General features: G+C 72.9%; 12 protein-coding genes. 6 read left to right on the top strand and 6 right to left on the bottom strand.

Features of this window, described 5'->3' with window-relative positions; translation table 11 throughout:
- Window positions 1–9: 9 nt before the first annotated feature.
- Both ACTMTJ_RS33130 and ACTMTJ_RS33125 read right to left on the bottom strand, forming a co-directional pair.
- A complete protein-coding gene (locus ACTMTJ_RS33130; protein WP_441222584.1) occupies window positions 10–1,767 on the bottom strand; it encodes an NAD+ synthase in 1,758 nt (585 codons plus the stop codon).
- Window positions 1,734–2,525: a hypothetical protein gene (locus ACTMTJ_RS33125; protein ID WP_441222583.1), complete on the bottom strand. Its 792-nt coding sequence runs from the start codon at window positions 2,523–2,525 to the stop codon at window positions 1,734–1,736. Before ACTMTJ_RS33125 ends, ACTMTJ_RS33130 begins: the two co-directional genes overlap by 34 nt.
- A gap of 167 nt (window positions 2,526–2,692) precedes the next feature.
- Between ACTMTJ_RS33125 and glnA the strand changes: the two genes are divergently transcribed.
- On the top strand, window positions 2,693–4,045 hold the full coding sequence (gene glnA, locus ACTMTJ_RS33120) for a type I glutamate--ammonia ligase (RefSeq protein ID WP_441222582.1): 1,353 nt from the start codon (window positions 2,693–2,695) through the stop codon (window positions 4,043–4,045).
- Between the two features lie 466 nt (window positions 4,046–4,511).
- On the opposite strand, the gene ACTMTJ_RS33115 is transcribed toward glnA, so the two are convergent.
- Window positions 4,512–4,886, bottom strand: a complete 375-nt coding sequence (locus tag ACTMTJ_RS33115; protein WP_441222581.1) for a hypothetical protein — start codon at window positions 4,884–4,886, stop codon at window positions 4,512–4,514.
- A 208-nt stretch (window positions 4,887–5,094) separates the two neighbouring features.
- Here ACTMTJ_RS33115 and ACTMTJ_RS33110 point away from each other — a divergent pair, with 208 nt between their 5' ends.
- Window positions 5,095–5,547, top strand: coding sequence for a helix-turn-helix transcriptional regulator (locus tag ACTMTJ_RS33110; protein ID WP_441222580.1), 453 nt, complete (start codon window positions 5,095–5,097; stop codon window positions 5,545–5,547).
- Between the two features lie 12 nt (window positions 5,548–5,559).
- On the opposite strand, the gene ACTMTJ_RS33105 is transcribed toward ACTMTJ_RS33110, so the two are convergent.
- Together ACTMTJ_RS33105 and ACTMTJ_RS33100 are read right to left on the bottom strand one after the other, a co-directional pair.
- Entirely contained in the window at window positions 5,560–5,979 is a 420-nt protein-coding gene (locus ACTMTJ_RS33105; RefSeq protein ID WP_441222579.1) for an SPW repeat protein, read from the bottom strand.
- 95 nt (window positions 5,980–6,074) lie between these two features.
- Complete coding sequence (locus ACTMTJ_RS33100) at window positions 6,075–6,950, bottom strand: S66 peptidase family protein (protein WP_441222649.1); 876 nt, start codon at window positions 6,948–6,950, stop codon at window positions 6,075–6,077.
- A gap of 75 nt (window positions 6,951–7,025) precedes the next feature.
- Between ACTMTJ_RS33100 and ACTMTJ_RS33095 the strand changes: the two genes are divergently transcribed.
- From ACTMTJ_RS33095 to ACTMTJ_RS33080, 4 genes are all read left to right on the top strand, one after another.
- On the top strand, window positions 7,026–7,760 hold the full coding sequence (locus tag ACTMTJ_RS33095; protein ID WP_441222578.1) for a type 1 glutamine amidotransferase: 735 nt from the start codon (window positions 7,026–7,028) through the stop codon (window positions 7,758–7,760).
- Window positions 7,760–10,714, top strand: a complete 2,955-nt coding sequence (locus tag ACTMTJ_RS33090; protein ID WP_441222577.1) for a bifunctional [glutamine synthetase] adenylyltransferase/[glutamine synthetase]-adenylyl-L-tyrosine phosphorylase — start codon at window positions 7,760–7,762, stop codon at window positions 10,712–10,714. The genes ACTMTJ_RS33095 and ACTMTJ_RS33090 overlap by 1 nt, the downstream gene beginning before the upstream one ends.
- Before the next feature lie 332 nt (window positions 10,715–11,046).
- Window positions 11,047–11,943, top strand: coding sequence for a helix-turn-helix domain-containing protein (locus ACTMTJ_RS33085; protein ID WP_441222576.1), 897 nt, complete (start codon window positions 11,047–11,049; stop codon window positions 11,941–11,943).
- 33 nt (window positions 11,944–11,976) lie between these two features.
- Window positions 11,977–12,810 carry an SAM-dependent methyltransferase gene (locus ACTMTJ_RS33080; RefSeq protein WP_441222575.1) on the top strand — a complete coding sequence of 278 codons (834 nt, stop codon included), beginning with the start codon at window positions 11,977–11,979 and terminating at the stop codon, window positions 12,808–12,810.
- On the opposite strand, the gene ACTMTJ_RS33075 is transcribed toward ACTMTJ_RS33080, so the two are convergent.
- Window positions 12,811–14,394 (bottom strand): hypothetical protein, encoded by a 1,584-nt coding sequence (locus ACTMTJ_RS33075; protein WP_441222574.1) that lies wholly within the window; start codon window positions 14,392–14,394, stop codon window positions 12,811–12,813.
- Window positions 14,395–14,424: the final 30 nt, after the last annotated feature.

Raw genomic sequence — 14,424 nt, 5'->3', positions numbered from 1 at the left:
CTGCCCATGCTACCGGTCGAAAGGCTCGCGCCACCTGTTCGTGATGGGGAGCCGGCGGTCGCGGCCGAAGGCCTTTATCGAGATCTTCGTGCCCGGCGCGGACTGGCGGCGCTTGTACTCGGCCACGTCGACCATGCGCAGCACCTTGTCGATCACCGCCGGGTCGTGGCCCTCGGCGATCAGGTCGTCGCGGCCCTTGTCGCCGTCGACGTAGCCGGCCAGGATCGCGTCGAGCTCGTGGTAGTCGGGCAGCGAGTCGGTGTCGAGCTGACCCGGGCGCAGCTCGGCGCTCGGCGGCTTGCTGATCGCGTTTTCCGGGATGGGCGGCTCGGCGCCGCGCCGCTCGGCCTCGGCGTCGCGCCACCTCGCGAGCGTCCACACCATCGTCTTCGGCACGTCTTTGAGCGGGTTGAAGCCGCCGACCGAGTCACCGTACAAAGTGGAGTATCCGACCGCCAGCTCGCTCTTGTTGCCCGTGGTGAGCACAAGGTGGCCCTCCTGGTTGGACAGTGCCATGAGGATCACCCCGCGCACGCGTGCTTGCAGGTTTTCCACCGCGAGGCCGGAGAGCGACATGTTGGCCAGGAAGGCGTCGACCATCGGCTGGATCGGCTCGATCCGGTAGTCGAGGCCGGTGCGCTTGGCGAGGTCGGCCGCGTCGTCGCGGGAGTGCTCGGACGAGTGCTGGCTGGGCATCGAGACGCCGACCACCCGGTCGGGGCCGAGCGCGTCGACCGCGATCGCCGCCACCACCGAGGAGTCGATGCCGCCGGAGAGGCCGAGCACGACCGAGCGGAAGCCGTTTTTGCGGACGTAGTCGCGCAGGCCGAGCACCAGCGCCTGCCACACCTCGGCCTCGTCGGTGACCCGCTCGGCGACACCACCCTCGACCGGGGTCGAAGGTGCGGCCGGCACCGGGTCGATCACCAGCCGCCGCACGCTCATCTCGCCTAGGTCGCCCTCCGGTGCCTCGGGGTCCGCCGCCGGCACGTCGAGGTCGTGGATCAGCAGGTGCTCGCCGAACTGTGGCGAGCGGGCCAGCAGCGTGCCGTCGGCGGCCACCACCATCGAGTCGCCGTCGAAGACCAGCTCGTCCTGGCCGCCGACCATGTTGACGTACGCCACGGCGGCGCCGGCCTCCTGGGCGCGCCGGGCGACGAGCGGGAGCCGTACGTCGTCCTTGTCCAGCTCGTACGGCGAGCCGTTGATGTTGACCACCAGGCCCACCCGCGCCGCGCGGGCGACCGCGAACGGACCTCCGGCCTGCCAGATGTCTTCGCAGACGGTGAGCGCGACGTCGACGCCGGCCACGCGCACCACCGTCAGGAAGTCGCCGGCCACGAAGTAGCGGTCTTCGTCGAACACGCCGTAGTTGGGCAGGTGGTGCTTGTAGTACTTGGCGGCGACCCGGCCGCCGTGCAGCAGCGCGAGCGCGTCACGCGGGCCGCGGTCGGGCTCGGCCTCGGCGCTGATCCGGGCCGCGCCGTCCGCGTCGAGGTAGCCGACCACGACCGGCAGGTCGCCGAGGCCGTCGGCGGCCAGGTCGGCGGCGAGCCGCTCCAGCGCGGCGACCGAGGCGGCCACGAACGACTCGCGGAAGACCAGGTCTTCCACCGGGTATCCGGTCAGCATCATCTCCGGGAACGCGACGAGCTGGGCGCCGGAGTCGGCCGCGGCCCGGCTCCACTCGCGCACGATGGCGGCGTTGCCGGACAGGTCGCCGACGGTCGGGTTTACCTGGGCGAGGGCGAGGCGCAGAGTCGGCATGGCTTCATCTTCCCAAGTCCGGGCCGTTCATGCCCTGTGAGAGGCCGCACGAGGGGTTCCGCCCGCCGCAGCGCCCGGCCCAGCACCCCGGCCACGTGCGCCGGTTCGGAGGCGGTCGGACCCACGTGGCGCAGCACGGACAGCACCGGCCCGAGCCGTCCGACGGCCAGGTACCCGTACCGGGGAGCGCCGGCCTCCAGGGGACGGGCGGTGAAACGTATTGCGTAGGCCTCGTCGCCCACCCGCCGCAGAGCCATCTCGCGGAGCTGGACCCGGACGGCGGTCCCGTCCTCCAACCGGGCGTCGAACTCGGGACACGAGCCGGACGCCCGGCGCAGCTCGCCCATCGCGCGGGCCGCGCCGCCCGGCTCGAAGAGCGCGAGCGCCTGGCGGAGCAGCGCGGCCCGCTGCCGCCCGGCGTAGTCGCCGACCGCCCGGTCCCGCGCGCCGGCCCCGGCCACGTCCCAGGGACGCTCGAAAAGCGCTCGGCACCGCTCGGTACGGCCGGTGTCCTCGACCGGCGCGGGCCGGGTGGCTGGCGCGGACCGGTACCCGTCGGGCAGGTCGCGGTCGCCCAGCAGCGCGTCGGCCAGCTCGGGCTGTGTGGCGGTGAGCGGCCCGGCCAGCGCGGACGGGCTCGGCGCGGCGTCGCGGTCGCCGTGGTTCACCCGCACGTGGATGACGCCGGCCAGCGCGATCACCCCGGCCAGCGCGGTACCGAGCGCGACCCCGCCGGCGATCATGCGGAATCGTGGCATGGCGCTTGTCCCCTCCCGTACTTTTGGTATCAACGGCCACGAACCGGACAGGTTGCGCCGGGACCCGGTACGGCGGCCAGCGGTCTCTTCACGTAACGTCGGTGTAACGGCGCAGCGGGAGACTGATCCGCCAGCAAAGCGCAGCTAGAGCGTCACTAGGGGTTGAAGTGGACCGTCAGCAGGAGTTCGTGCTCCGCACCCTCGAGGAGCGCGACATCAGGTTCGTCCGGTTGTGGTTCACCGACGTGCTCGGCACGCTCAAGAGCGTCTCGGTGGCGCCAGCCGAGCTGGAGGCGGCGTTCGACGAGGGCATCGGCTTCGACGGCTCGGCGATCGAGGGCTTCGCCCGCGTCTTCGAGTCCGACATGATCGCCATGCCCGACCCGACGACGTTCCAGGTCTTCCCGTTCGAGGGCGGCGTGAGCGGCGAGAGCGCCCGGATGTTCTGTGACATCCTGCTCCCCGACGGCAGCGGCTCCTGGGCCGACCCGCGCCACGTGCTGCGCCGCGCGCTGTCCAAGGCGGCGGAAAAGGGCTTCACCTTCTACACCCACCCCGAGATCGAGTTCTTCCTGCTGGAAAACGGCCCGGCCGACGGCTCGGTGCCGATCCCGGTCGACGCGGGCGGTTACTTCGACCACACCACCCACGCGATCGCCCGCGACTTCCGCCGCCAGGCCGTGCTCGCGCTGGAGCGGATCGGCATCTCGGTGGAGTTCAGCCACCACGAGGTCGCGCCCGGCCAGCAGGAGATCGACCTGCGCTACGCCGACGCGCTGACCACCGCCGACAACATCATGACGTTCCGGCACGTGGTCAAGGAGGTCGCGCTGTCGCACGGCGTGCGGGCCACGTTCATGCCGAAGCCGTTCACCGACCAGCCGGGCAGCGGCATGCACACCCACCTGTCACTCTTCGAGGGCGAGCGCAACGCGTTCCACGACGCGAGCGACCCGATGAAGCTCTCCAAGGTCGCCAAGGCGTTCATCGCCGGCCTGCTGGTGCACGCCCGGGAGTACACGGCGGTCACCAACCAGTGGGTCAACTCGTACAAGCGGCTCTTCCCGCAGGCGTTGCCCGACCGGATCACCGAGTCCCCGGCGTACGTGTGCTGGGGCCACCTCAACCGCTCCGCACTGGTCCGCGTCCCCGCGTACGGCAAGCCCAACTCGGCCCGCGTCGAGGTCCGCTCACTCGACTCGGCGGCCAACCCCTACCTGGCGTTCGCGGTCATGCTCGGCGCCGGTCTCAAGGGCATCGAGGAGGGCTACGAGCTCCCGCCCGGCGCCGAAGACGACGTGTGGTCGCTCTCCAACGCCGAGCGCAAGGCCATGGGCTACGAGGCGCTGCCGGAAAACCTCTCCGAGGCGATCGACGTGATGTCCGGCTCCGAGCTTGTCGCGGAGGTGCTCGGCGAGCACGTCTTCGACTTCTTCCTGCGCAACAAGCGCGCCGAGTGGGAGCAGTACCGCCGCGAGGTCACCCCGTACGAGCGCCAGCGCTACCTGGGCGCCCTCTAGAGACCTTTCGGAGTCGGGGTGGCTTCGACCACCGAATCCCTTATTTGGACAGAGATTTGAGCTACCGCGATGTCCGTCGTGGTCCAGACCGTTGCTCCCGCGGCGGGCCGCGGGCTGGTCTGTCGGGGAAGCTGTCGAGCTGAGCGCGTCAGTGCGTTCACACGTCGAGGCGTGGTGCGGTGGGGAAGTTGCCGGACATTGCCCTCGCCCGGGCTGGCGACGGGCGATGTCGGGGCAACGCCCACCACCGCCGCGACCGGCGGCCTTGCCTGCCGGCGGCGGGTCCACCCGGGGGTGGCCACTATAGGGAAGCAGAGCAAACGCATCCCGCGCGCACCCACCCAGCCGGGTCGTAGGGGCCGCCGGGGTAAGCGTGACCAGCGGCGGACGGGTGAGGCCACCGTGACCCGGAAGCGGCCAGGCGACGCACGGTGGTGCCGGACGTCGCCTGGGTATCCGGCTTCGGTTACTTGGTCGGGGTCGGTGCCGGGCTTTCCGGCGACGGTGGCTGGCCGCCGCGGGGGCCGTGACCGCGGCCCTCGCCGGGCTTGCCCGCGGGACGCAGCTGCTCGCGCACCTTGCTCAGCGCGTCCGCCACCTGGTCTTCCGGGATGCCCAGCTCCTTGGCGAGCGCCGCCGCGAACTCGGCGTCCCGCGCGGCGCGGTCCTTGCCGTCGCCGGGGCGGCCGGGGCCGTAACCCTGGCCGTAGTAGGAGCCGGACGGCGGCCGGCCGTCGCGGTCGGCGGCGTACGCGGCGATCGGCGCGGCGATGCCCACCGACAGCACGCCCGCGACGGCCAGCCCGCCAAGGGCCGCCCGCTTCGAGATACGCCTACTCATGAAACCTCCAAATTCGCTCGGAAGGGGGTACCCGCCCGAGGCTGGAGGCGTGACCTGGGCTGTCACCCTGCGCAACCTGTCGCGGCGCTGAAAATCCGGGTCTGCCTTGCGCGGAAAGCGTTGTTTCGCGCGCTGCGTCACCAGCCCGCGCACAGGAATCGACTAGAACACTTGTTCGATCACGGGTGCCGGCCGTAGCGTCGATGGGATGAGGCTGGAGGTCACGCCGACGGAGTCGGTCGCGATCGCGATGGCGCTCTACGGCCTGGCCGGCACCCCGCTGCACGCCGACGCGGCCTCGGCGCTGCGCAAGTTGGTGCGCGTGATGCCCGACGCCGACCTGGTGACCGCCCGCGAGCTGGCCGACCGGGCGTCCCGCGACACGACCCCGGTGGTGCCGCGGGTGGTCGCGGACGCGCTGCACGAGCGCACCGTGCTGCGGATCGACTACGCCGACCGGCACGGCACGGCCACCACGCGGAGCATCGAGCCGCTGGGTTACATCGCCGACCACGACTATTGGTACCTGGTGGCTTGGTGCCGGATGCGTGATGCGGTCCGTGCCTTCCGCACGGACCGCATCGAGTCTCTGGTGGCGACGGGTGAGCCGGCGCCCCCGCGCCGGCTCACCGCTGCCGATCTGATCGTCGCCGGCCACTGACCGGCCCTGCCTTTACATCCGGCGCCGCATGCCCATCGTGAGCATGCCGAGGCCGAAGAGCACCGCCAGCGCGCCCGTGATCACCGTGCTGGTGACCGCGGAGCTGTCCGCCGTCGGGCCGCTGACCAGCCAGGGCGCCACGATCGTCCAGACGCCGATCACCGGCGCGACCCAGGCGATGCCGTGCGTGCGGCCGTACGCGGACGCGAAGCCGAGAGCCAGCAGCGCGATCGCGACCCCGGAGAAGAGGTTGCTCGCGGCCAGGCTGCCGTGGTCGGTGAAGCCGACGACCCACGGCGACATCGCCAGGTACAAGCCGGTGAGTAGGGTCAGGCCCTCGACCAGCTGTGCGGTCGGGGTCTCCGCCACCCGGTCGTACCGGGCCCGGAGAGCGGCGATGTCGGGGTGTTGCTCGATCGCGGTCGCAGTCATCGCGACCCACCTCCCTGAGGAGAACGGTGGGGGTCTCCCACCCACTTCTCACCCTGCTCCGGAGAGGGCTCGACCGGCCACGGAGAAAATGACTGTCACGTCACACCCGGCGCGACGGTCAGGACACCCGCGTCCGCGTCGAGCGTGGCGGGCGTGCCGACCGGCACCGTGAGCTGCCCGGTGCCGTGGCCGATCGGCAGGCCGCCGAGCACCGGCACGCCCAGGTCACCGAGGCGGTCGGTCAACACCTCGGTCACCGGCACGGTCCAGCCGTCGGCGCAGTCGGTGAACTGCCCGACCGCCACCCCCGCGACCCCGTCGAACGCGCCTGCGCGCCGCAGGTGCGTGAGCATCCGGTCCACTTTGTACGGAGCCTCGCCCACGTCTTCGACGAGCAGGATCGCGCCGCGCAGATCGGGGAAGTCGGGAGTGCCCACGGAGGACACGATCAGGCTGAGGTTGCCGCCGATGAGCGGGCCGGTGGCCGTGCCGGGCACCGCGACGGGTGCCGTCTCCTCGGTCTCGACCCGCTTGACCACGACCGGGTCGGTGCCCATCAGCGCGGCCCGCAGCGACTCGGCCGACACCGGCGGGGTGCGCTCGTCGAGCCACGCCGCGCCGGGACCGTGCACTGTGGCCAGTCGGATGGCGCGCCACAGGGCGAGCTGAAGCGCGGTGATGTCGGAGAAGCCGGCCACCACCTTCGGGTCGCGTCGCACCGCGTCCATGTCGATCGCGTCGACGATCCGCTGGGCGCCGTATCCGCCGCGGGTGCACAGCACGCCGCGCACCTCGGGGTCGGCGAAGGCCGCGTTGAGGTCGGCGGCGCGCAGCGTGTCGGAGCCGGCGAGATAACCCTGGCGGGCGTACGCGTTGGGCCCCAGCACCGGCCGCAGGCCCCACCCGGTCAGCAGCTCGATGCCGCGGGCCACGCGCTCGGGCTTGGTGGGCCCGCTCGGCGAGACGAGCATCACGGTGTCGCCGGGGCGGAGAGCGCTAGGCAGCAAGGCGGTCACCTCCCGAGCCTAAGGCGATAGCCTCGGTGGGTGACGACGGCGCTGGTGATCGAAAATGACCCGACCGACGACGCGCGGCGGCTGGGGGAGTGGCTGACCGAGGCAGGGCTTGCCCTCTCGGTCCTCCGGCCGTACGCGGGGGAGGAGCTTCCCGCCGACCTGGAGGGGTTCGCCGCGCTGGTGGTGCTGGGCGGCGAGCAGTCGGCGTACCCGCCGCGGCCGGACTGGTTCGACGGCGTGGAGGCGCTGCTGCGCAAGGCGACCCGCCACGGCACCCCGACGCTGGCGATCTGCCTCGGCGCGCAGCTGATGGCGACCGCGCACGGCGGCACCGTCGAGCGCAGCGCCGCCGGGCCGGAGATCGGGCCGGCGCTGGTCGGCCGGCGCGACGCCGCGGAGACCGACACGCTCTTCCGGTACGTGCCGCTGGCGCCGGACGTGCTCCAGTGGCACCTCGACGAGATCACCGAGCTGCCCGCGGGCGCGGTGCTGCTGGCCGCGTCCACGCGATACCCGCACCAGGCGTTCCGGATGGGGGAGCGGGCCTGGGCGCTCCAGTTCCACATCGAGTGCGACACCGAGATGATCGCGGACTGGGCGCGTAGCGCGCCGGAAGGCTACGACCCCGAGGAGATCGTCGCCGCCTGCGACGCCGTGATGGTCGACGTCGAGGAGGTGTGGCAGCCGTTCGCGGCCCGCTTCGCGGCGCTGGCGCTCGGTGAGCTGAGCGACGTCCGCCGTCCCCTGCCGCTGCTGGGCCAGTAGTGGCGAGGCCGACGAGCGCGCAGGCGCGGCTGGCGCGATACGGCTTCGGGCTCAACGCCGACATCGTGCGCGCCGCCGGCCTGCTCGGGCCGGACGGGCTGGGGCTGTGGGACCAGGCCACCCAGGAGCCCAACGACGAGGCGGCCGGCGAGCTGCTCACCGCGCTGTCCCGCGCGGCCGACCCGGATCTCGCGCTGCGGCAGCTGCACCGGCTCGTCGAGGCCGACCGCCGGCAGGAGGGCTCGCTGCTCGGCACGATGGCGGCGGACCCCGGCCTGCGCCGCCGCCTCGTCGCGGTGCTCGGTGCCTCTTCGGCGCTCGGCGACCACCTCGTCGCCAACCCCGACCACTGGGCGGCGCTGACCACCGGCGAAGACGGCGTGGCGCCCAACGGCGACGGCGGGCTGCACCTCGGCACAGCGTCCGTGCCCGCGCTGCGCACGGCGTACCGGCTGGCTCTGCTGCGGATCGCGGCGGCCGACCTGACCGGCGGGCGCGGCTTGGTGCAGACCATGGCGGCGCTGTCGGCCCTGGCCGACGCGACGCTCGCGGCGGCGTACGACATCGCGGTGTCCGAGCTGCCCGCCGGCACCGAGCCGCCGCGGCTGGCGGTCGTGGCGATGGGCAAGTGCGGCGGCAACGAGCTCAACTACGTGTCCGATGTGGACGTCATCTTCGTGGCGGCGACCGACGCCGACCTGACCGCGGGCACGACGGTCGCCGCCCGCCTGATCGCGATCTGCGGCCAGGTCGCCTGGCAGGTCGACGCCGCACTGAGGCCGGAGGGCAGCCGCGGCCCGCTGGTGCGAACGCTCGCCAGCCATCTGTCGTACTACCGGCGGTGGGCCCGCACGTGGGAGTTCCAGGCGCTGCTCAAGGCCCGCCCGGCGGCGGGCGACACGGCGCTGGCCCAGGAGTGGATCGACGAGCTCGCCCCGCTGGTCTGGCACGCCGCCGAACGCCCGGAGGCGGTCGAAGACGTCCGCGCGATGCGCCGCAAAATCATCGACAGCGTGCCGCGCGCCGAGCTCGACCGCGAGATCAAGCGCGGGCCGGGTGGGCTGCGCGACATCGAGTTCGCCGTGCAGTTGCTCCAGCTCGTACACGGACGGGTGGACGAGTCGCTGCGCGTCCCGGGCACGATTCCGGTGCTGCGCGCGCTGGTGGCCGGCGGATACGTCGGCCGCGCCGACGGCGAGGCGCTGCTGCGCGGATACCACTTCCTGCGCGCCGTCGAACACCGGCTCCAGCTCCAGGCGCTGCGCCGCACCCACACGGTCCCCACCGACCCGGCCGCGGTCCGCTGGCTCGCGCACGCGTTGGGGTACACGGCCGTTCCGGGGCGCCAGGCCGTCGAGTCGTTCCGCGCCGACTGGGTCTCGCACGCCGCCGAGGTACGCCGCCTGCACGCGAAGCTGCTCTACCGCCCGCTACTGGAGGCGGTGGCGCGGGTGCCGGCCGAAGGGCTGCGCATGGTGCCCGAGTCGGCCGCGAAACGGTTGCGGGTGCTCGGGTTCGAACCGGCGACCGCGCTGCGCCACATCGAGGCACTGACCGGCGGCCTGTCCCGCACCGCCGCGATCCAGCGCACGCTGCTGCCGGTGCTGCTCCAGGAGTTCGCCGACGCGCCCGAGCCCGACCGCGGCCTGCTCAGCTACCGCCAGGTCTCCGACAAGCTGGGCAGCACGCCGTGGTATCTGCGGCTGCTCCGCGACGAGGGCCCGGTGGCACTGCGGCTGGCCCGGGTGCTGGGCCTGTCCCGGTACGCGGCCGACCTGCTCGCCCGCGACCCCGAGGCGCTGCGCCTGCTGGCCGACGACGCGGAGCTCGTGCCGCGCCCGAGCGAGGTGCTCCGCGAAGGCTTCGGCGCCGCGGCCGAGCGCCACCCCGATCCGCAGGAGGCGATCGGGGCGGTACGCGCGCTGCGCCGCCGCGAGCTCTTCCGCATCGCCTGCGCCGACGTGCTCGCCCGTGCCGGCACGCTGGCACCCGCCCAGCCGCTCGACATCACGTCCGCCGGGAGTGCACTGTCCCATGTGGCCGATGCGACACTGGCCGCCGCGCTGCGGGCCGCGCACGCCTTCGTGCCGGAGATGCCGGGGCTGCGCTTCGCCGTCATCGGCATGGGACGGCTCGGCGGCTACGAGATGAGCTATCCCTCCGACGCCGACGTGCTTTTCGTCTACGACCCACCGGCGGGTGTCGCGGAAGACGCGGCAAGCGCCGCCGCACACGCGATCGCCGAGGAGCTGCGCCGCCAGCTCGGCCGCCCCGCACCGGACCCGCCGCTCGGCGTCGACGCCGACCTCCGCCCCGAGGGGCGGCAGGGCCCGCTGGTGCGCAGCCTCGCCGCGTACGCCCAGTACTACGCCAGGTGGTCGAAGGTGTGGGAGGCGCAGGCCCTGCTGCGCGCCCGCTGGGTGGCCGGCGACGAGGCGCTGGGACGCGAGTTCGAGGCGCTGGCCGACACCGTGCGCTATCCGCAAGACGGCCTCCAGCGCGAGCAGGTCACCGAGATCCGCCGCATCAAAGCACGCGTGGAGACTGAACGCCTGCCCCGCGGCGCCGACCCGGCCACCCACGCGAAGCTGGGCCGAGGCGGACTGGCCGATGTGGAGTGGGCGGTGCAGCTCGTGCAGCTGCGCTACGCGCGGGCGGTGCCGGAGCTGCGCTGCACCCGCACCCTCGACGCACTCGTAGCCGCCCGCGCCGCCGGCCTCGTCCCCCCAGCCGACGCCGAGGCGATGGCCGCCGGCTGGACCCTGGCCGCCCGCGTACGCAACGCGCTGACGCTCGTCCGCGGCCGCCCGACCGACCAGCTGCCCCGCCACGGTGTCGACCTTGCCGGTGTGGTGCGCCTGCTCGACGCCGCCGACCCGGGCGAGTTCCTCGACTACTACCTGCGCACGACCCGAAGGTCCCGCGCCGCCTGCGAACGCGTCCTCGCCACGTAGCGCAACCGGCGTTGGAGGTCGCTGCTGGCGTCGTGCCATTTCACGGATTTGAGCTACCGCGATGTCCGTTGTGGTCCAGGCCGCTGCTCCCGCGGCCTCACCCGTCCGCCGCTGGTCGCGCTCACCCCGCGTTTGGTCGCGGTCACTCCTCCGCCTCCGGCGGATGCGTGGCCCGCGGTGTTTGTCCACAATGCCCGGTGACGGACAGCCGGCGGGAGATCAAAACGGGGCGGTAGCTCAGAGAATCCGTCACGGAGGGTGACCGCGTGATCGGTGGCGCTGGTGCCAAGCCGGTGGCATGCTATGCCTCGGGACAGCCCCGGGAGGTGCGGGTGACTGGATCAGCAGAGCAGGACCGGCCCATCGACGGCCCCACCGCGGTGCGGATTCTCGTGGGTGCCCAGCTCAGGCAGCTGCGGGAGGAGCGGGGGCTGACCCGCGCGGAGGCTGGCGAGACGATCCGCGCGTCTGAGTCGAAGCTCAGCCGGATGGAGCTTGGGCGGGTGGGCTTCAAGATGCGCGACGTCAGAGACCTCCTGACCCTCTACGGCGTGCACGACGAGGCGGAGCGGGCGGCCGTGCTCGACCGGGTCCGGGAGGCCAACGAGCCGAGCTGGTGGCAGCCGTACAGCGATGTCACGCCCAACTGGTTCCAGCGCTACCTCGGCCTGGAGGCGACCGCGTCGCTGATCCGCACCTACGAGGTCGCGTTCGTGCCGGGGCTGCTCCAGACCGAGGAGTACGCGCGGGCGGTGATGCGGCTGAGCCACGGCACCGCGCAGCTCGACGAGATCGAGCGGCGGGTGCGGCTGCGGCTGGAGCGGCAGCAGGTGCTCACCCGGCCCGATCCGCCGCGGCTGTGGGCGGTGGTCGACGAGGCGGCGCTGCGCCGTCCCGTTGGCGGACGGCGGGTGATGCGTGACCAGATCGAGGCGCTGATCGCGATGGTCATCAAGGCGCCAAACGTGAGCCTCCAGGTGGTGCCGCTCGCGGCCGGTGGCTACGCGGCCGCCGGCAGCCCCTTCACGATCCTGCGCTTTCCGCAGGCCAGCTTGCCCGACGTCGTCTACATCGAACAGTTGGCCGGCGCGCTCTACCTGGACAAGCGCGAAGACGTCGACTACTACTTCGACGCGGTAAACCGGCTGTTCGTCGAGGCCGCGCCGGTGCGCGACACCGTGCGGATCCTGGATCGCATCGCCCACGACCTCGACGAGGCGTTCGACTGACCGGATGTATCCTGGCCCCGCGCCGAACCCGACATGCGGCACACCCCCCGAAGGGCATCGCTCGTGACCGAGGAATCCAGCGAAGAGGCAAAGCCCAAGATTGACACCACCGTCCCGCAGACCGCGCGGGTGTGGAACTACTGGCTTGGCGGCAAGGACAACTACGCCGTCGACCGCGCGCTCGGCGACGAGATCGCGAAGGCGTTTCCGATCATTGTGGACATCGCCCGTGCCGACCGCGCCTTCCTCAACCGGGCGGTGCGTTACCTGGCCGGTGAGGCCGGTGTGGTGCAGTTTCTGGACATCGGCACCGGGCTCCCCACGGCCAACAACACGCACGAGGTGGCGCAGTCGGTCGCCCCGGAGGCGCGCATCGTCTACGTCGACTACGACCCGCTCGTGCTCGTGCACGCCCGGGCGCTGCTGACAAGCGGTCCCGAGGGCGCCACCGACTACATCGACGCCGATCTGCGCGACCCGGAGACGATCCTGCGCGAGGCGGGGCGCACGCTCGACTTCGGCAAGCCGGTCGCGGTCATCCTCTCCGGCATCCTGGCCCATCTGCCCACAGTGGAGCAGGCTCAGGCTGTGGTGCGGCGGCTCATGGGCGCGCTGGCGCCCGGCAGCCACCTCGTGGTGTGCGACGGTGCCAACACCAACCCCGAGCTCAACGAGGTCATGAAGATCTGGAACGAGTCGGCCAACCCGCCGTACGCGATGCGCACGCCGGAGGAGATCGCCAGCTACTTCGACGGCTTGGAGTTCGTCGAGCCCGGCTTGACGGACGTCACGGCGTGGCGGCCCGACCCCGGCAGCGGCGAGACCCGGCCGCTGGACAACCTCGGTGGCGTCGCCCGCAAGCCCTGATCACGACGTGATCGTGTAGCGGCCCGGCCCGGGGAGGCGGGCGACCGTCCAGTCGCCGTCCCGGGCCAGGGCCGCGCCGCCGTCGACCGTGAGCCAGCGGCTGTGCCGCACCCGGACCCGCACCTCGCCGCCGGCCGGCGCGTCGAACGTCAGGGCCGCGGCGCCGCCCGCCACCAGCGTGGCCGGTGCGGTGACGATCGGCGTGGGGTCGGGCACCGCGTACAGGCGCCAGTGGCCGCCCGACCAGACCTCGGTGAGCAGTTGTGGCACGAGCGCGGCCTCGGCCCGCCCGACCCAGGACAATTGCGCGTCGGGTACGGCGACGTACGTGACGGCGTTGTCGGCGAGCCAGGCGCGGTACGACCGCGGGGTGAGCGCCACCCCGGTGCCAGACGCGCCCGGCACGGTCTCGAAGAAGAGCGGGTTGCGCGCGATGTCGGCCTGCCGCAGCCAGCCCCGGGCCAGCGGAAAGCCGTCCAGGTACGCGGCCTCCCAGTAGTCGCGCGTGGGCGGGATCTCCACCCGGCCGGCCGGGCGGCGGGCGCGCAGCTCGGCGAGCAGCGGGGCGAAGTACGCCCGGTCGCTGGTCGGGTTGCCCGCGTCGCGCAGGTCGGCCCAGGAGACCGGCGGCTGCCACCAGCAGCCGGCGGCGAGCGCGGCGGCGAGGCCGGCGGCGGCGAGCCGGTTGCGGATGCGGCGGGGCAGGCGCACCCGGGCGTGGATCCGGGGCGTGCGCACCCCGCGGGGCATCCGGGGCACCCGAGCGGCGGCCGCCAGCACCGGGAGCGCGAACATCGCGACGAGCCGGGTCGCGTTGAGCCCGACGGGCGTGTGCACGAGTGCCGCGGCCAGCACGCCGGCGGCGGAGAGCAGCGCGCCGGCCCGGACCGGGCGGTACCCGACCAGCAGCGCCACCGCCAGGCTTGTCACTATCGCGTGGGTGGCGTCGGTGCGGCTGATGTTCATCCAGCCGCCCTCGCCGAAGAGCAGCGCGGTCAGCCCGAGCGGGACCGCGCCGGCCGCCGCGACCACCGCGCCGTCCCGCGGCCGGCGGCCGATCATCAGCGCGACCCCGGCCAGCCCCACGAACAGCCCGGCCACCGGGCTCGTGGCGGAGGCCAGGAAGGCGAGCAGGCCGGCGACGGCGAGCCGGTAGCGGAAACCGGACACCAGGGCCACGAGCGCCGCCAGCCCGACCGCCACGCCGAGCGCGTACGTGACCCGCCCGGAGACGAGGTTGCCGGCGATGCACACGGCACCCACCAGGCCGCCGAGCAGGGGCCGGGGTGCGCCGGTACGCACCAGCAGCGCCGCGAACGCCACCGCCGCGCCGACCAGGGCGAGCGCTCCGGTCACGCGTACCCCGAGAAGGGCCATGACCGGCTGCGACACGAGGCTGTAGCCGAACTGGTTGGTCCCCCCGTACCAGCGGAGGTCTATGGGTGTCAGGCCGTGATCGGCGAAGAAGCTCGCGCGGGCGACCTGGGCGGATAGGTCGGAGCCCATGCGGGGTAAAGCGAGGAACGCGGCGGCGAGTGCCGTCGCCAGGGCCGCGGTGGCACCCACCGTACGACCCTCGGACACTGTGCCTACCTTCGTTCGCGACTGCGGGGC

The sequence above is a fragment of the Phytohabitans sp. LJ34 genome (genome assembly GCF_052068095.1).
Taxonomy (GTDB): Bacteria; Actinomycetota; Actinomycetes; order Mycobacteriales; family Micromonosporaceae; genus Phytohabitans.
The sequence above is the reverse complement of the archived record's forward strand: the minus strand, read 5'-3'. Positions and strand labels throughout refer to the sequence as shown.